The organism is Paenibacillus sp. FSL H7-0326 (assembly GCF_001955535.1).
Lineage (GTDB): Bacteria > Bacillota > Bacilli > Paenibacillales > Paenibacillaceae > Paenibacillus > Paenibacillus shunpengii.
Genome location: NZ_MPVN01000002.1, coordinates 583169 through 601222, shown reverse-complemented (window position 1 = coordinate 601222; position 18054 = coordinate 583169). Strand labels below are relative to the sequence as shown.

Here is an 18054-nt window from a genome sequence, read left to right as displayed (position 1 = left end):
TTCCATCTGGAGGGTGAAGTACTGTGACAGAGCAATTCCATACTTTAATGAATGCGATTGAGAACAAGAAAGCGGTGCTTGGTGTAGTAGGATTAGGTTATGTTGGGCTGCCGCTGGCCGTAGAAATGGTAAAACAGGGTTTTACCGTTATCGGTATTGATTTGGACCCATCCAAAGTGGAACGAATTTATCAAGGGGATTCCTACATCCATGACATTACTTCCGAGGATCTGAAGACCGTAATGCAAAGCGGACGCTTTCAACCAACAACAGACTACAGCATGCTTCGCGTTATCGATGCACTGAGCATTTGTGTCCCAACGCCGCTTAGCGAGAATCAGGATCCGGATACATCTTATATCGAGACTGTTGTAGATAATATTAAGCAGCATATGAAGAAGGGCATGCTGATTACACTAGAGAGCACAACTTATCCAGGTACAACCGAAGAGCTGATTGAGCAGGAGCTTGAGGCAATTGGTCATAAAGTAGGTGAGGACTACTTCCTGTGCTTCTCGCCGGAACGCGTCGACCCGTCCAACGGAAGGTTTACGACATTCAACACACCTAAGGTGATCGGCGGCACAACGGAGGAATGTCTGAAGCTGGGTGTTGCCTTGTACAGCAAATATGTACAGACCGTAGTTCCTGTCTCCAATCCGAAGGTAGCTGAAATGTCCAAGCTGCTGGAAAATACATTCCGCAGTGTAAACATTGCTTTTGTAAACGAGATGGCGATGATGTGTGACCGCATGGGCATCGACATTTGGGAAGTCATTGATGCGGCTGCAACGAAGCCGTTTGGGTTTATGCCATTCTACCCGGGTCCTGGAATCGGTGGCCACTGCATTCCGCTTGATCCGATGTACCTGTCCTGGAAAGCGAAGGGCTTCCGATTCTATAGTCAATTCATTGAGCTTGCTCAAAATACAAATGATAATATGCCTTACTATGTAACGAACAAGACAGCGACGATCTTGAACGAGTATGCCAAGTCGGTCCGCAAATCAAATATCTTGCTGCTCGGTATGGCTTATAAGCCGAATATTGCCGATCTACGCGAATCACCTGGACTTGAAGTGTACGAGCTGTTCAAGGAAGCAGGAGCGAATGTTGAGTACTACGATCCGTATGCAGACACATTCCGTGACAAGCATGGTTCTACCGTATACAGCGTGAAATACGATCCAGAGAAGTTCAAATCATACGACTGCATCGTGCTGATTACGAACCATAAGAATCTGGAATATGACGTTATTGCATCCCTTGGCGTGCCGGTACTGGATACTCGTAATGCGTTCAAGGATTATCCGCTGCCTCACATTTATAAAATTGGCCATTCCGTACAACATCCGGTGACACAGCAGGAAGAAGCGGTACTCGCATAAAACCATCCATGATTAGAGGAGGAAAAGCATGGAATGCATATCCTGCATGGGTAAAATGGAGCCTCATGATTGTCATCGTTGTAGTTTTACTCATTCTGTATTTCATGCTGAAGTCACCGGTCATGGATGAGAAAAAAGCAACCTGGCTCTGGGATGCCTCACTTATTGAGCAGCATACGGAGGAGATCGTGCAATTCCTGAAAGAACAGGAGGTGGACACGGTCTTCCTCCAGACGCAGCAAGAAGTAAGTGATGAGGCTTATCGGTCATTCAACCGTTCAGCGCATGCTGCTGATATTACGGTTCATGCGCTGAACGGACATGCAGACTGGGCTTATGCGGAGAAGCGAAGTGAAGGAACGGCATGGATTGAATGGGTGAAGACCTACAATGGGAATGCAGCCCCTGAAGAGAAGTTCGACGGTGTTCAATTCGATGTTGAGCCCTACCAGCTGAGAAGATGGGAACGGGAGGAAGCAGCCGTCATTGCCGAATGGAGCGAGAACATGGAGGAATGGAGCCGGGAAGGTGCAGAAGCCGGGTTATACATGAGTGCTGCTGTACCGTTCTGGCTTGACTCCAGGGAAGCTCCTGATGGCAGCGGCACGTTCAGCCGCTGGGTGATTGACCGGTTCGATGCCATCGCCATTATGGCTTACAGGGACAGCGGAGAGCAGATGTATGAGCTGTCCAAGGAGGAGCTTGCGGAGGCGGATGATCTAGATAAGAAGGTGTGGATTGGCGCAGAGCTCGGCCATACCGACGAAGGCGAGCATTTAACCTTTTTCCGTAAGCCGGTAACGAACATGGAATCGGAGATTGAAATTGCAGGCAAGCTGGGCACGACCCATCGTTCCTTCGCAGGACTTGCGATCCATCATTATGAGGCATGGTACCAAAAGGTAACAGGGGATTTAACCTTTGCACAAAAAAACGAGTAGTCAAGGAGAACAGTAGCTATGAGGCTGACTGTTCTCCTTTTTATATTAAATAAAGGTTGACAGTTTGGCAGAATCCATTATAAATAGTTTGATGGGTTATTTAGCATGAACTGAAGATATAAACTGGAGAAGGATGGGAAGAATCTATCCTAAGACCGGCGAAGCAAGATCTTTAGTTCAAGTGGATGTTGATTCATTCAAATACATAGATAGGGAGCAGAACCTTACAATGAGTAATTTAGAAGTATTGCGTAATCCGAAGCAGCGCAAGCTGCTGTTCAGCGCAGGGCTCAGCTGGATGTTCGATGCAATGGAAGTCGGCATGATGTCCTTTATCGTTGCGGCACTGGCCAAAGAATGGCTGCTTACGCCGGGTGAAGTTGGACTCGTATCGAGCTCCACCTCCATCGGCATGGCGGTAGGTGCATTGCTGGCAGGAACGATGGCAGATAAGTATGGACGTAAGGCGGTCCTCATGTGGACACTGCTTATTTTCTCTGTAGCAAGCGGAATTTCGGCACTGGCTACAGGTTACGTGTTTCTATGCATTATCCGGTTCATTGCCGGGGTCGGACTTGGTGGAGAGCTTCCTGTAGCCTCTACGCTCGTATCGGAGTCTGTACCGGCCAAAGAGCGGGGACGAGCCGTTGTGCTGCTGGAGAGCTTCTGGGCAGCGGGATGGATTCTATCTGCGCTGATCTCCTTTTTCGTTATTCCCGAATACGGATGGCAAGTGGCTTTTCTGATCGGGGCGCTGCCTGCCCTATATGCACTCTACTTGCGAAGAGCCATCGAGGATTCACCTCGGCTTGAGAACAAGCAGGAGCTGCGTAAAGTTCCGTTTCGCGAGAAATTTGCATCGGTGTGGTCCACTGAGCATCGCAAGACGACGCTGATGCTATGGATTCTATGGTTTACAGTGGTGTTCTCTTACTATGGGATGTTCCTGTGGCTGCCAAGCATTATGCAGATCAAGGGCTTTGAGCTGGTCAAGAGCTTTCAGTATGTGCTGATTATGACATTGGCCCAGCTTCCGGGATATTTCACAGCAGCGTACTTCATCGAGAGGTTCGGCCGCAAGTTTGTTCTCGTTGTATATTTGGTAATGACTGCGATAAGTGCGCTGTGGTTCGGTAATGCGGAAACAGAAGTCAGCCTGATTCTGGCAGGGATGTCATTATCATTCTTTAACCTTGGAGCCTGGGGAGGAATGTACGCCTATACACCGGAGCTGTATCCCCTTAAGGCGCGTTCTACAGGTGTCGGTCTTTCAGCCTCAATCGGTCGGGTCGGGGGGATCCTTGCACCGCTGCTCGTAGGACTATTGGTGCAAAAAGGGGTCGCTGTGGAATCCATCTTCGTATTGTTTTTCGTTACCGTGCTAATAGGAGCAGCGGCGGTTCTTATCCTTGGCCGAGAGACTAAAGGGCTTGAGCTCGAAGATTAGGACCATTGTCAGATATGACAAATTTGTAACCTGTGATATAGTGTAGTTCGTAGGTGAACGTTTGTGTTCCGCCTTTTCAAGTAATGAAGTCAGTCGTCCTTGATGATACAGACTAACATGAATGAAACTGGAGGATATCTGATCTTAATGAAGAAGAAAATAACAACTCTATTAATAACATGTGCCTGTGCACTTTCCGTGCTGGGTTCAGCGGCATCAGCAGATGCGGCGACACTGCGCCTTGGCAGTCAAAGTGCAGAGGTCGTGGAAGTACAAGAAAGACTGCATAGCAAAAATTATTTTACGGCTGGAATCAGCGGTTACTATGGTAACCATACGAAAGCTGCCGTCAAGTCATTCCAGCGAGCTTACGGATTAAGTGTGGATGGTGTTGTCGGTCCTAATACGAAGTCCAAGCTTGAGGCTGTTGCTCCAATCAATAACAAGGTGCTTCGGCATTTGGCAGGAATTATACAGGATGAGGCTGGCGGTGAATCCTTGACAGGTAAGATTGCGGTAGGTGCCGTTATTCTGAACCGGGTACAGAGCAATGCTTTTCCGGACTCCATAACCAACGTCATATTCCAGAAGAATCAATTTACGCCGGCAATGGACGGTAAGCTCAGCAGTCCAACGGCTGCATCCTATGAGGCTGCCCGCAGGGCGCTGACGGGCTATGATCCCTCCAAGGGTGCTCTGTATTTCTATAACCCTAAGACAGCATCCTCGTCGTGGATTAAATCCCGGCCTGTGACGCAAACACTTGGGAATCATGTATTTACGAAATAGCGGATGGATCCAATTCGCTTCTGTATAAAATGCAACAGTTTACTGTAAAGATGGAGATTGTACTGTAATTGGAAAAAGAATGATCCGCTGAAGGATATCATTAGTACTCGATTTTGGTAGCTTTCAGCGGATTAATCATAATATATCTGCACTGACATATAGGCAGTGACATCATCGCTATATGAGGCGATTTGTATCCAAATATATCTAAATATACACTTATCTATATTTATAGATACATTCAATTGAATGCAGAACTATGACAGGTGTTGCTTCGGCGACACATTCAAACACAACTGGAGGAATGACATCAATGAGAAAACTGACAAAACGTCTAATGATCTGTGCTGCGCTTCTGGGAGCGTATGGAACGGTTGCTGCACCGGCAGGTGCAAGTGCTGCGGTAATGCAGCAGGGAATTCAGAGTGCTGATGTGCTGGACTTGCAGGAAAGACTAAGCAGTATCGGATTTATGAATGCAGGGTCAACAGGATATTACGGTAAGGCAACGGAGCAGGCCGTTCGCTCCTTCCAAAAGCAATTTGGACTCAAGATTGACGGAATCGCAGGGCCAGAGACGATCAGCGTGCTTAAGAAAAAAGCACCGATTAACCAAACCTCACTGAATCAACTAGCCAAGGCCATCCATGGCGAGGCCCGGGGAGAATCCTTTGAAGGTCAAGTAGCGGTCGGAGCAGTGATCTTAAACCGGGTTCAATCGGATGCATTCCCGGACTCCATCACAGAGGTCATTCTGCAGCCAAGACAGTTTACCGCCGTAGATGACGGCCAATACAATTTGGCTCCTGATGAGACTGCGATCAAGGCGGCAAAGAGTGCGCTCAATGGCTGGGATCCGTCAGGTGGAGCTCTGTACTACTATAACCCTGAGATCGCAACCTCCGAATGGAGCAAGGAACGTCCAGCGATCAAGCAGATCGGTAATCATCTGTTTACGAACTAATCCAATATCATATATAAAAAGAAGCTGCCACAAAATTACTGTGGCAGCTTCTTTGCTATAGGTATCAATACAGAGCATACATAATGAACCCCTTTGCAGGCAAGCAGCAAAGGGGTTTTAATTATATACATTTCATTTTATAGAACTCTTTTTGCACCGATGTATTTAGGACCCCAATAGGTATTGTCCAGGCTGTCGATTTTTACGCCGGAGGAACTGGTAGCTGAAATAAAATTATTGTTTCCTACATAGATACCGACATGAGAGATCGAGCTTCCTGTTGTCTTGAAGAAGACCAGATCGCCTTGCTGCAGGTTTCCTTTGGATACAGATGAGCCTTGGTTATATTGGGTAGCTGCTGTACGCGGCAGGGATACTCCGTATTTATCGAATACATATTTAACCAGACCAGAGCAGTCGAACCCGCTTGTGGTCGAACCGCCGTAAACATAAGGAACGCCGATGTGATTCATCGCTTCATTTACAATGCTGGTGCCTTTGACATGGTCGTTTGGAACAAGTGCAGGGCTGTATGTTTTACCGGTTGTGCTGATCATGGCCAGCATAAGATCCTTTTTCCAAGTTACGTCATAGCCCATGGCTTCTGATACAAAACGAATGGGTACATATGTACGGTCATTTCGGATGAACACTTGCGTGCCAAGACTTACTTTGCTGCTATTGACCATCGCAGTCGTCTGGTTGGTTTGAATACGAATGGTTGTACCGCCCTTGGACAGCTTGACCACTGTTTCTTTTCCGCTCTTAAATACTTTAATCGTATAGTTCATTTCGTCAGCAAGCATGCGGACCGGCACTTGTGTACTGTAATTCTGATCCAGGAATGGCTCCGCATCTGGGAAATCGATCAGATTACTGTTCACTTGAATATTTACCGTATTGGTACTGGATGAGGATGCATCTGCTTGTCCATTACCCATGATTAACCCAGCTGCGAGCAGGGATGAGAACAACATATATTTACCAAACTTCTTCATTCTGAAAATTTCCTCCAATTGCCTCCGAGGTTAGTTGTCGGGTTCGAGTAGAAGGTACTCTAGCATTTCTTAACTGCTGCATTCACCCCAAATGTTGTAAATCGTCCCCCGTACTATTCTGATAGATTCGGCACACTTTTTTAATATGAATTAACTGTAATTAATATATAATAAATTAAGGTTAAAAAGTATCAAAAATGTTACCTTTGTTTTACTTTTTGTACACCAATTACTGGAATAAAACATAGAAAGAACCGGATTTTTTCGAATAATTTCCGCTAAGTCGGGCAATAAATTGTCATTGATTTGAAACAGATATCCATTAAAGTAACAATATTGTAACTAAATAAATTGTTTTCGGGACCCATTTTATATCCATATATTGTAATAATTCCAAAAACAAAAATATATTAATAAATTGAGCACCCAAAAACCCTTCGTTAAAATCACATAAGGGTTTGGTTTGAACTATTATTTATGCTGCATACACTGATTTCACTGATTTCCTGCCGCTGCATTGGAGTGGTTCTGTTTATATATATAAACATTGCTAATCCTTTTTTCTGCGTCCTGTCAGAAGCAGCAGCAGGAACGACATAAGTACGATCGCAATCGTCCAGGCCCAGGCCATGACCGTATTCCCGCTGTCCACAGCAATGTATATGGCCGTAGGGACGGTTTGAGTTTTTCCTGGAATATTGCCTGCAAGCATCAGCGTTGCGCCGAACTCACCAAGCGCTCGTGCAAATCCGAGAATATAAGCAGAAATAACAGAAGGCCAGATGAGTGGAAGTGTAATATACCGGAATACCTGCCATTCATTCGCACCGATCGAGCGTCCGGAAGCTTCAAGCTCGGAATCAATGGACGTAAATCCGACCTTCATCGTCTGATACACCAGTGGAAACGAGACGACAACAGCGGCGATGACACAGGCTGTCCACGAGAATACGACAGGTGCGGCAAAGATGGCCTCAATCCATGCTCCGATCCAGCTATTTCTCCCCAGCAGGACGAGCAGCAGAAAGCCTACAACCGTGGGTGGAAGGACCATTGGCAGCATAAACGCTGTTTCTAGCAGCAGCTTTCCTTTGAACTTGCTCTTGGACATCCATCTTGCAGTAAGCCCGCCCATCACAATCGTGATAACACTGGACAATAGGGCAACCAGTAAGGATAAGCGCACAGGAGCCCAGAAGTCATGCCAGTCAAATGAAGCTGACATCATTCAGGCACCGAGAACCCGTATTTAGTAAATACAGCTTGGGCTTCGGAAGACTGTAAAAAGTCATAAACCGCTTTTGCCGCTTCGGGATGCGCACTGTCCAATACCACACCTACAGGGTATGTAATTGCTGTGTAGCTTGAGGGATCGACAGTGTGCACGATCTTCACTTTGCTGGAAGTAAGTGCATCTGTTTTGTATACAAAACCGGCATCGGCATTCCCGGTTTCGACATACTGTAATACTTGCCGCACATCCTTGGCCTGAACTATTTTGGGTTGGAGTTGTTCATATAAGCCAAGCGAAGTAAGCGCCTCTTGTGCATAGCTTCCTGCAGGTACACTTTCAGGTATGCCAAGGGCAACAATCTTGATATCTTTAGCAGTGAGATCCTGCTCAGAGGATATAGGCAGCTCGTTGCTGCTGGAAGTAATCAGTACGAGCTCGTTGGTTAACAGCGTAGTCGTATTTTCTGTATCCATGAGCCCCTTATCTATAAGGGTCTGCATATTTTTCTCAGCTGCTGACAGAAACAGATCAGCCGGTGCCCCTTGCTCAATCTGCTGCTGAAGAGAGCCGGAGCCGCCAAAGTTGAAGCTGAGCTTTATACCAGGATGAGCTGTCTCAAAGCGGGGCTGTAGTTCCTCCAGTACATCAGTTAAGCTTGCAGCCGCTGAGATCGTCAGCTCTGTGCGTTCAGATGAAGGAGTCGAGGATGCGCTGCTGTCCGAATTGTTATGGTCTGCTGAAGGGTATGGTGAAGAAGCATTGGGTGATGCACAGGCAGATATGAATACCAGAGCTAGAAGGAAGAAAGAAATCATACTAAGCTTCGTTTGTTTTAACATAATCTCCATCCAATCGATATATTTGATTATAATTAGATATAATTAAATATATTATATTGGTTCTTTGAACAATTACAATACGAGGGTAAGAAAAGAGTATGGTACAATCAATAGCATTAATCATTTGTTATTGCATACCTGACAAGAGGGGTGGCAGATGTGACTGATATTTCCTATACAACCGAGGAAATCGCCCAGCTACTAAAAATATCAAAATTAACGGTGTACGATCTGATTAAGAAGGGGCAGCTTACAGCCTATCGTGTAGGTAAGCAGATGCGGGTCGACCACTCTGATCTTGAGGCGTACAAGCAGCGCTCCAAAGGGGTTGGTCAATATTCTAGTGAGGAGACAAGATCTTTAACTCCGGTGATCGATGCTCCTGCGAATCCACCAGCTGTTCAGGTGACGACTCAGGGAGTAAGGCAAGTGGTGATTACAGGACAAGATATGAGCCTCGATATTTTGGTGCGGCATATAGAGAAGCGCTCGCCTGGCATCAGGCCGCTTAGATCCTACGTAGGCAGCCTGGACAGCTTAATTTCCATGTATCAGGGACATTCCGATATTGTCAGCACCCATCTACTGGATGGAGATACCGGAGAATACAACATTCCTTATATTCGCAAATTGCTGATCGGCTGCTCTTATAAAGTTGTGAATTTGATGAGCAGACGAGCAGGACTATACGTTCAGCCTGGCAATCCTCATGAACTGCATGAGTGGAAGGATCTGGCCAAGCCGGGAATTCGTATGGTGAACCGGGAGCGGGGTGCAGGAGCACGGGTGCTGCTTGAGGAACAGCTTCGTATGCATGGGATCGCTGCCCGAGAGCTAATGGGCTATTATGACGAGGAATCCAATCATTTGGCTGTGGCCGGAAGGGTCGCTTCCAAACAGGCAGATGTCGGAGTAGGCATCGAGAAAGCGGCAACGATTGTGCAAGGGGTGGAATTCATTCCGCTGACGGTAGAGAGATATGACCTTGTGCTAATAAATAAGCCCGAGAATGAAGTGCTTATTCGAACTGTTCTGGATATATTGCGTTCCGAGTCCTTTATCCGGGAGCTGGGTTCAATATCGGGATATGATCTATCCCGGACAGGGGAAGTGCTGTTTGAGGCTTGAAATCAGTGAATATATGTAAGAAGGAGCCGAACGCTTGTCGGCTCCTTCTTACATATTTGTAGTAACAATTAACGTGCTCCAATATTTGTACCGCTTGGTGTCCCGGCTCCGATCAAATCACTGCCTGAAGCCAGTTTCAAGAAATTGCCCAATACCGGATTTCCGTTTGCGTCACGAGCAACTGCGGGAACAAGAGACTGAAAATCTTCACTGCTGGCGAGCAGCCCCTTCGCATTGACGCTTTTTTTGTTTTTCCACCACACGTTGCTGGATGCTACGTCTGTTCCGCTCGTCTTATCGCTTGCTCCTCCGGCAAAGGATAAATTGTTTGTGAAGATATGCGTACCCTCATCAAATGCAAAATTACTCTGTCCGTTGCTCCAGGATGTATTGTTCTTGAAGTTAATGGAGCCGGGATTGCTGTTAAAAGTAAAGCCGTGCTTCTTGTTTTGGAAAGCAATGCTGTTAACCACCGTATGATTCACCGCGATATCCTCTCCACCCAGCTTAAATCCGTTGCCGTCACTGCTCGTAGTAGACGTTCCGTCCGAGGTTTGACCGTTCTTGTAGGCAATGCTGTTGCGGATCGTTACCGGTCCAATCGGGCCTGTATCGTCCTTCGTATAGAGATCCCAGCCATCATCGACATTATATGCCGCTATACATCCATCAAATACGTTGCCGGGGCCGACCGTAAGTTTAGCAGCAAAACCGTCTGCATCTTCGCCATTATCAGGGTCGTAATTGTCATGTGAATAGGAATTAATAACTTCATTATAAGCGGGCCATTCGCTGTATCCGGCAGTGGACGCATAGCGGCCAAGCTGAATTCCAGTATCCCGGTTATGATGCGATTCTATATTTTCAATACGGTTATAGTTACCGGCTATATACAGTCCGTTATCTCCCGCGCCTTTAATTTCCAAACCTTTCACAAGCCAGTAACTGCCAAACAGCTGCAAACCGCGATTGGTCGAGGCAAAGGATTGGGCAGAAAAATCAAGGACAGGCTTCTCATTTCCGTAGGCAGCCAGTGTTTTTCTTGCCGTGGCAGAATTGCCGCTGTTATTTCGATCAATTGTAATGGTAGAGGGATAGCTGTAAGTACCGCCGCGCATATAAATTGTGTAGCCTGCTTCAATTTGCGTGAGTGCATGTTCAAGGGTTGTCGGACTTTGGAGTGTCCCGGGATTGCTTGCAGAACCGTTAGGAGCTACGTATAAATTCCCGGCAGCTGTGAGAGCCTGTGTATTTTGAGGTCCAGCCTCAGCAATCATTACAGCAGAAGTACTCTCAGCAGATAAACTCGTTAGGGGAAGTAAGGGAAGGGCAAGAGACAGGCTGATTCCGGATACAAGCGTTCGGAAGGCGACAGACTTCCGTTTTGTTTTGTAGTCAAGCAGATTCAATTTCGTCACTACGATTCCTCCTATAATTTGATTTAGATTGGCACCCGTGGTTTGGTAACGGTTGCAATCTGAATCATACGTGATATAGAGGGGTACAGGAATAATCATCTTCACTGCTCATGAGGAATGGAGGTTATATCGGAGACGAGCGTCTCCGTCGTTACAGAGCTCACATCATCATAATCATTGCATCAGATGTTATGTCTTGTGCTGCTAACACACGTCAAACTCAACAGGCCAGATAATGGAGCCGCGCGGGACGGTACCCTCCTCAAAGGCAGTGAAATGATGATGCAGCTTGGAGTGAAGGGGGTCTTCTAATATTTTGACCATATATTCGGCGTAAGTGCTGATGTTAACATCAAAGGTTGTAGCAAACCTTTCGAGTAAATAGGAGGTTGCTGGTAACGGCAAAGATAAGTGAGAAGCCGTAAGCGGGTTTAACTTTTGTTTGAAGTAATTTGCAATGAGGAGCAGGGAATGACTGTCCTGTGCCATAATGAAGCTGATTTTTTCCGGGTCTGTGCTGGAGTATCTAATATATCCGCGAAGTTTCTCATCAATTAATAAGGCAGTGCTGATCGTACCTGCACCGGGGCTGATCCAATCCTGAATAGATGAACCTGGAATAAGTGCCAGCGGAGAGGAGGCATGCAGATGCTCCCACATCAGTGAGAAAGACGGAATATCTCCCAGCTCAATACGGCGTTCCCTTACTACGGCAATATGATCGGTATAGATGCTCTCCAAAGGAATGTGGACCTGTTCGTCCATCCATGCCTTTCCTTGATATCCGAAGCGAACGTAGTAATGGGGATGACCCAGTACAACGGATAAGGCAAAGTCTTTATGTAAGGCACGATGATGGCCCGCTTCGATTAATGCAGATCCGATACCTTGTTTTTGATAATTAGGATGAACTGCTAGTGGAGACAGAATTAGACCTTGGTAGGTGCTGCCCTGGATACGTATAGGCTGGGGAGTGAATAAAATGTGGCCGATAATCTGCCCATCCAGCTCGCAAACGAGAGACAGCTCCGGATCAAAAGTGCTCCGTGCTCGCAGTATATTGACAAGAACGGCCTCACCCATTCCGTAGCTGTAAGAGAAGGTGAGAGCATGCAGTTCTGTAATGGCATAATAGTCGGATGGATACTCTTGGCGGATGTTCCAATTCATTCGTTCATAGCGCCCCATTTCTATATACTATGCGTACCTGGTTACTTTTTGAGCATAGCTTAAGCAAGCTGCTTCATTTTAATGCATCGAATCAACAATAAAAAAATTGCTATCATCTTGGATTTATGAGATAATTGATGTTTGCCTGAATTGGTATTTAGATATCATGGCGTGGATTTACCTTATAAGAAAAATGTAAATGTGGGGGAGTAACCGTGGAGCGATATCCTTTCTCCTATAATCCGACCGAGCCTTTCGTGAAGCAAGTGGGCGATTGGGTGGCGGATGTATTTTATGATATGTTGCCCGAGCATGGTTTTGAAGTGCGGGATGAACAGATTTATATGGCGTATCAGCTGGAAAGAGCCTATGCCGACAAGAAGACGATATTTGCAGAAGCAGGTGTCGGTACGGGGAAGACGCTCGTGTATTTGCTGTATGCGGTGAACTATGCCCGTTATACCCGTAAACCAGCTGTAATTGCTTGTGCGGACGAATCGTTAATTGAGCAGCTCGTCAAGCCGGAAGGCGATATTGCCAAGCTTGCACGCTACTTGGGATTGAACATTGACGCAAGACTGGGGAAATCCCCGGATCAATATATTTGTCTTAAAAAGATGGACGGCGCCCGCCTTAAGGATGAGGATGCCGGTGTAATTGAAGAGGTATATGACAGTCTGCCGGACTTCGTCCATTCGCCTGGAACGCTGCAGACCTTCTCCCCTTACGGGGACAGGAAGGAATATCCCCATCTAAACGACGAGCAGTGGGACAAGATCAGCTGGGATTCTTTCCAGGATTGTTTTGTGTGCGACAAAAGGCATCGCTGCGGGATGACCCTCTCGAGAGATCATTACCGTAAGTCGACCGATCTCATCATTTGTTCTCACGATTATTATATGGAGCATGTTTGGACATATGAAGGGAGAAAGAGGGAAGGTCAGCTTCCACTGCTTCCCGAGCACAGCTCTGTCGTGTTTGACGAAGGCCATCTGCTGGAATCTGCTGCACAGCATGCGCTCAGCTATAAGCTGAAGCACACCGCTTTTGAAGAGATGATTACAAGGCTTCTGGATGGAGAAATACGTGAAACGCTCGCTGAGCGGGTAGAGGATGCCATTGACCAAAGTAAAGTGGTATTCAGCTTGGTTCAAAAGCTCAGTACTACCATTCCGGGATCAGATCGGAAAAGAGTGGGCGTTAATGAGGCTTTGCTCATACAGTTAAATCGCTGGAATGATACGCTTGAGGCGATTGACGAGGAGCTGGTGTTCGAAAGCGGCCTGCACACACTCAATGAATATAAGCTTCGAATTGTGGAGGAGCACCTCGAGATGATTCAAACGGCTCTCCAGCTGTTCAGACAGCCTGGCAGTTATATTTGCTGGGCGGAAGAGAGCGAGGACGGCGACGTCACGCTGGCTGTTATGCCGCAAAAGGTCAAAGAAGTGCTGGAGCAGCGAGTATTCGGGCTGAATATGCCGATCGTATTCTCCTCTGCAACACTATCCGTAGGACAGTCTTTTGATTATGTCGCTGATAGTCTTGGTATTACCGATTATTTATCGTTCTCCGTGAATTCACCATATAATTATGCCGATCAGATGAGACTGATTGTACCTGAAGAGCTCTGCGAGGCGGGAGAGCTTCGAAGTGAGGTTCTCTTTGCCAAAAAGCTGGCGAGTGCCGCCAAGCTGCTCGCACACTCCGAAGGACGAGCCCTTCTTCTGTTCACTACAATGGAAGAGCTGCGCAGATTCAAGCAGGCTGCAGCCCAGCACCCTTATTTCGCTTCCTATAAGATGCTGTTCGAAGGGGACAGAGAGATCAGCAGCCTGATTGCAGACTTCCAGAACAATGAGGAAACGGTACTCTGTGCAACGAGCTTGTGGGAAGGACTGGACGTACCGGGACCCTCCTTATCCAACGTCATGATCTGGTCACTTCCGTATCCCCCGGAAGATCCGGTATTTATGGCCAAGCGGGAGGCAGCAGAGTCCAGCTATGAGGAAGTGGACATGCCTTATATGCTTCTTAGACTGCGGCAGGGGCTCGGGCGATTGATTCGTTCGTCGTCGGATCAGGGAATTGCCGCTGTGCTTGATCCTGAGCTTGTCGCCGATTCGAAGGTCAGAGAACGGGTGGAGGCTGTGCTTCCTCAAGGAGCAGTACTCAGGGTGGAGAAGATATAGCTGTTGAACTACAAACCATGATGAGTTCAATATGGAATCGATACTGAAATAAATAAAGGTCAGTGATCTGATCCTTGTAAGTCTCTTGCAGACTTCACGAAGGGGCAGTTTACTGACCTTTTTTGTACAGGATGTATAGGCTTCCTACTTATCAAAAAAACCTGTGCTGAGGTAGCGTTCGCCTGTATCCGGTGCGATACAGAGCACTTTGTGATCAGCTCCCAGCTGCTTGGCGATCTGCAATCCGGCCCATACCGATGCACCGGAAGAGGGACCAAGCAGAAGTCCTTCCTTCGCGGCCAGCTGCCGCATGGTATCTAGAGCATCCTCGTCCGTTACTTGAATAATCTCATCCCACACATCAGTGTTGACGATGGAAGGTATGAACCCGGGACTTGTCCCGACCAGTTTATGGGGGCCGGGCTCACCGCCGGACAATACGGGGGATCCTGCAGGTTCAACTGCATAGATCCGAATGTCTGGAATCTGACGGCGGAGCACTTCGCCGGTTCCTGTAATGGTTCCGCCGGTTCCCGAAGTCGCTACAAAAGCATCTAATTTCCCGTCCATGTGGGTCATGATTTCGAGTGCTGTTGTCGTTCGGTGAGCATCCGGATTGGCTTGATTCTCAAATTGCTGCGGGATGAAGCTCCCCGGTAGGGCTTCTTTAAGCTCCAGCGCTTTTAGAATCGCTCCAGGCATACGCTCGGCAGCAGGAGTAAGTACAACCTCTGCGCCGTACGCCTTGAGTATGTTAATTCGTTCTTTGCTCATGTTATCAGGCATGACTAGAATTGCTTTGTACCCTTTGGCTGCGGCGTTCATAGCCAGACCGATGCCTGTGTTTCCGCTGGTAGGCTCTATAATGGTTGCGCCAGGCTGAAGAAGGCCGCGAAGTTCCGCCTGTCTGATCAGATTGGCTGCGGCACGATCCTTCACACTGCCGCTGGGATTGAAGTATTCGAGCTTGACGTATACATCAGCATGACCGGCTTTCGGTAGACGATTCAGCCTGACGACCGGAGTGTTCCCGATCAATTCGGTTACATTGTTTACAACGAGGCGATTGCCTGATTTCGGCACGGCAGAATGATTTTGATCATGCATGTGAAAGTCCCCTTTAGTTAATATCCTATTATTTCAGTAGGAATATATATCTTCTAATATCATACGAACAGAAAGACTGCTCCGTCAAGACAGCTCCGTCAGGTCAATGCCCAGCCGTTCGCTCATTTCCTTCATGACTTCGGTCTTGCAGAAGGTCCACAGTAAATATAGGCGCCGGTGATATCCCCGGCACAGGTAGCGCATTTCAAATCCTTCCCTCAGCTTGTTCTCCTCGTAAATGCGGATCCCGCCTCTACGCATCTGTATCCGGATATCCGTCAAATTTCGGGTTACATCCATCTGGATGCGGGTTAAATGATGGACATACAGCTGAGGCATATGCAAAAAAACATGCTGTATGGTATGAATGTCCTGTTCAAGCACATCCAGCATGAGAATGTGCATCATATATTTTTTGACCAGCAAATGATCTGCTTCACTGGGGACCGGGGCGGTGGATGATGTAGACATCCCGTTCACTTCCTTACTGATATGTAGTTGAATCCGTTTCATACTATGCTTTGAATTATATTTACAGAACATACGTTCCTGTATTATTATATTCAATATAAGATCTGTTTATGCGGTCTGACAAGTGGAAATTGCATACATACGGATGAGGAGAGGGGTTTGATGAAGCGATGATTCATCATCTAGAGATCTATGTCTCTGATTTGGAGAGAAGCACTGCATTCTGGGGATGGCTTCTAACGGAGCTGGGATATGAGCAGTATCAGAAATGGGAGAAGGGAATAAGCTGGAGATTTGGAGCGGCTTATCTTGTATTTGTGCAGGCTGAGGACCGATTTCTTGATGTCCCGTATCACAGATGCAGAGTGGGGCTTAATCATCTTGCTTTTCACGCCGAATCAAGAGCGCAGGTCGATTCGCTTACCCGTCAGATGAGGGATAGAGGAGTCCCGATCTTGTACGAGCATCTTCACCCTTATGCGGGAGGAGAGAGGCATTACGCTGTATATTTTGAAGATCCTGACCGAATTAAGGTAGAGCTTACAGCACCATCGGAGAATACATGCAGCTAATGCACAATGGATAAGAGAAAGGCAGCATCGATCAATGATGATCGATGCTGCCTGGATTAATAGGATTTATGCCATATATTGCGGTTTATCGTAGAGTGCGTCCTTCTCTAATATGACCTTGTACGGGCGTTCCTTGCCTTTCAAGGAAGGGCCAAGCGTGACAATGGGCACCTCGGGCTTCTTGAAACTGTTGCCGCTGTCACCTTCCGGTACAGATCCGGTTGTTTCGCGGGCGGCACTCAGACGTACCTTGGGGGCTCCTCTTTTTTTGGTGAGCCTCTGTCTGATTGGTTTCATCCCAACTCTCCTCCTAACAGGTCGTGAATAGCACTAAATAGTTGGCGATTATCGCGGTCAATTTGCTGGAATAGATCATCACCTGCCTCAAGGTGTCCAACAAGATGCACGGTAAATACATAACCACTTGCTACAGGATAGCACAGCATATACTCTTTCTCAAGATAATCATCGTACAGATTCACCTTAATTTTGTTCTCCTTGTACGCATCAACGACAAGAATTCGACTGGGATCATCCGGCGTTTTGCCATCATTGATATTCATAGGGTAACGCCTCCCGATCTCACCGACATTTCCGGCTACCTGCTCAATATATCCGGATAGAGATACCCGGTGCACCGTGGTACCGCGTACGAGAAAGTGAGGCCGAGATACAAAAGCCGTTCGCAGTGTATCACTCATACGATGCAGCATTTGATCATCAATTTTGCGGGAACGCAGCAGTTCACGAAAGAAACGAAGCAGCTTCAGCAGCTGAATGCGTTTATTCTCTTCCTCCTGCTTTACTTTATTCACTTTCTCTGTTAAATACATATCCGACCAAGGGCCTAATCTTTCCATCATGTCTGCAATTTTGTGACAGGCTACCGATACAGCGGGTGCCCAGTTGCTATCTGAACGAATCTCATAAGTCAGGGAACCTAGACCAAGAAGATCGCTGGGCATTCGCATGCCTTCGATATCTTTACTGCTATCCAGCTCGTTAACATGCTCAGGTAATATAAAGAATATGCGTCCTCTTCCCAATCGGCTCATAAAAAGACCCATTTCAAACAGGGTATTGTCCCGTACCGTGGCGTACATTTTTCCTCGAATACTGGTGATGTCATCCGGGTGAAAAATAAAAATGGCGAAATCACTGCTTCGAACCTGCTTCTCCAAATCCTCCATCGTATAGCTGCTAGGGTTAAATACGCCGGCATACCATGGAGTGACTTCAGCAGCATACCTTAAATTCTCATGTACAGCTGCGGCAATAGGCTTCGCTTCAAGGGAACATCCGATGAACGCTCTAGGCTTTATCGTCTTCATAGTCCGCTCCGCCTCGCTTACGGGATATGGTTTTTTAAGATCTTTTTCTATATTATACCATTTAC

17 protein-coding genes and 1 riboswitch are annotated in these 18054 nt (G+C 47.0%); of the genes, 8 read left to right on the top strand and 9 right to left on the bottom strand.

Going from position 1 to position 18054, the window contains the following annotated elements; genetic code table 11:
• The first annotated feature begins 23 nt into the window (after positions 1–23).
• From BK126_RS13695 to BK126_RS13675, 5 genes are all read left to right on the top strand, one after another.
• On the top strand, positions 24–1388 hold the full coding sequence (locus tag BK126_RS13695) for a nucleotide sugar dehydrogenase (protein WP_047910975.1): 1365 nt from the start codon (positions 24–26) through the stop codon (positions 1386–1388).
• Positions 1389–1396: 8 nt separating this feature from the next.
• Complete coding sequence (locus BK126_RS13690; protein WP_076313146.1) at positions 1397–2329, top strand: hypothetical protein; 933 nt, start codon at positions 1397–1399, stop codon at positions 2327–2329.
• 229 nt (positions 2330–2558) lie between these two features.
• Entirely contained in the window at positions 2559–3776 is a 1218-nt protein-coding gene (locus BK126_RS13685) for an MFS transporter (RefSeq protein WP_047911234.1), read from the top strand.
• A 147-nt stretch (positions 3777–3923) separates the two neighbouring features.
• Positions 3924–4565 (top strand): cell wall hydrolase, encoded by a 642-nt coding sequence (locus BK126_RS13680; protein ID WP_047910977.1) that lies wholly within the window; start codon positions 3924–3926, stop codon positions 4563–4565.
• 313 nt (positions 4566–4878) lie between these two features.
• Positions 4879–5529, top strand: a complete 651-nt coding sequence (locus BK126_RS13675) for a cell wall hydrolase (protein WP_047910978.1) — start codon at positions 4879–4881, stop codon at positions 5527–5529.
• 137 nt (positions 5530–5666) lie between these two features.
• On the opposite strand, the gene BK126_RS29635 is transcribed toward BK126_RS13675, so the two are convergent.
• The 3 genes from BK126_RS29635 to modA all read right to left on the bottom strand — a co-directional run bounded on the left by BK126_RS29635 (position 5667) and on the right by modA (position 8600).
• Positions 5667–6527, bottom strand: coding sequence for a C40 family peptidase (locus tag BK126_RS29635; RefSeq protein WP_083655886.1), 861 nt, complete (start codon positions 6525–6527; stop codon positions 5667–5669).
• Positions 6528–6531: 4 nt separating this feature from the next.
• Positions 6532–6670, bottom strand: a riboswitch (cyclic di-AMP (ydaO/yuaA leader).
• A 407-nt stretch (positions 6671–7077) separates the two neighbouring features.
• A complete protein-coding gene (modB, locus tag BK126_RS13665) occupies positions 7078–7755 on the bottom strand; it encodes a molybdate ABC transporter permease subunit (protein WP_076313145.1) in 678 nt (225 codons plus the stop codon).
• Positions 7752–8600, bottom strand: coding sequence for a molybdate ABC transporter substrate-binding protein (gene modA / locus BK126_RS13660; RefSeq protein WP_076313144.1), 849 nt, complete (start codon positions 8598–8600; stop codon positions 7752–7754). Before modA ends, modB begins: the two co-directional genes overlap by 4 nt.
• Positions 8601–8750: 150 nt before the next feature.
• Here modA and BK126_RS13655 point away from each other — a divergent pair, with 150 nt between their 5' ends.
• Positions 8751–9728, top strand: a complete 978-nt coding sequence (locus BK126_RS13655; protein WP_083655885.1) for a substrate-binding domain-containing protein — start codon at positions 8751–8753, stop codon at positions 9726–9728.
• Between the two features lie 68 nt (positions 9729–9796).
• Here BK126_RS13655 and BK126_RS13650 read toward each other — a convergent pair whose 3' ends face one another.
• Both BK126_RS13650 and BK126_RS13645 read right to left on the bottom strand, forming a co-directional pair.
• Positions 9797–11005, bottom strand: coding sequence for a right-handed parallel beta-helix repeat-containing protein (locus tag BK126_RS13650; RefSeq protein ID WP_076313530.1), 1209 nt, complete (start codon positions 11003–11005; stop codon positions 9797–9799).
• A gap of 345 nt (positions 11006–11350) precedes the next feature.
• Positions 11351–12316, bottom strand: coding sequence for a GNAT family N-acetyltransferase (locus BK126_RS13645; protein ID WP_076313142.1), 966 nt, complete (start codon positions 12314–12316; stop codon positions 11351–11353).
• 215 nt (positions 12317–12531) lie between these two features.
• Here BK126_RS13645 and BK126_RS13640 point away from each other — a divergent pair, with 215 nt between their 5' ends.
• Positions 12532–14508 carry an ATP-dependent DNA helicase gene (locus BK126_RS13640; protein WP_076313141.1) on the top strand — a complete coding sequence of 659 codons (1977 nt, stop codon included), beginning with the start codon at positions 12532–12534 and terminating at the stop codon, positions 14506–14508.
• Positions 14509–14652: 144 nt separating this feature from the next.
• Here the strand turns inward: BK126_RS13640 and cysK are convergent, their stop codons facing one another.
• The gene (gene cysK, locus BK126_RS13635; protein ID WP_076313140.1) at positions 14653–15615 is read right to left on the bottom strand and encodes a cysteine synthase A; all 963 of its coding nucleotides are present in this window, start codon (positions 15613–15615) and stop codon (positions 14653–14655) included.
• An 84-nt stretch (positions 15616–15699) separates the two neighbouring features.
• A complete protein-coding gene (locus BK126_RS13630; protein WP_083655882.1) occupies positions 15700–16086 on the bottom strand; it encodes a YhjD family protein in 387 nt (128 codons plus the stop codon).
• Positions 16087–16256: 170 nt separating this feature from the next.
• Here BK126_RS13630 and BK126_RS13625 point away from each other — a divergent pair, with 170 nt between their 5' ends.
• Positions 16257–16658 carry a VOC family protein gene (locus tag BK126_RS13625; protein WP_076313138.1) on the top strand — a complete coding sequence of 134 codons (402 nt, stop codon included), beginning with the start codon at positions 16257–16259 and terminating at the stop codon, positions 16656–16658.
• 66 nt (positions 16659–16724) lie between these two features.
• Here BK126_RS13625 and BK126_RS13620 read toward each other — a convergent pair whose 3' ends face one another.
• Both BK126_RS13620 and BK126_RS13615 read right to left on the bottom strand, forming a co-directional pair.
• Positions 16725–16955 (bottom strand): hypothetical protein, encoded by a 231-nt coding sequence (locus BK126_RS13620; RefSeq protein WP_047910985.1) that lies wholly within the window; start codon positions 16953–16955, stop codon positions 16725–16727.
• On the bottom strand, positions 16952–17989 hold the full coding sequence (locus BK126_RS13615; protein ID WP_047910986.1) for a nucleotide-binding protein: 1038 nt from the start codon (positions 17987–17989) through the stop codon (positions 16952–16954). The genes BK126_RS13620 and BK126_RS13615 overlap by 4 nt, the downstream gene beginning before the upstream one ends.
• Positions 17990–18054: the final 65 nt, after the last annotated feature.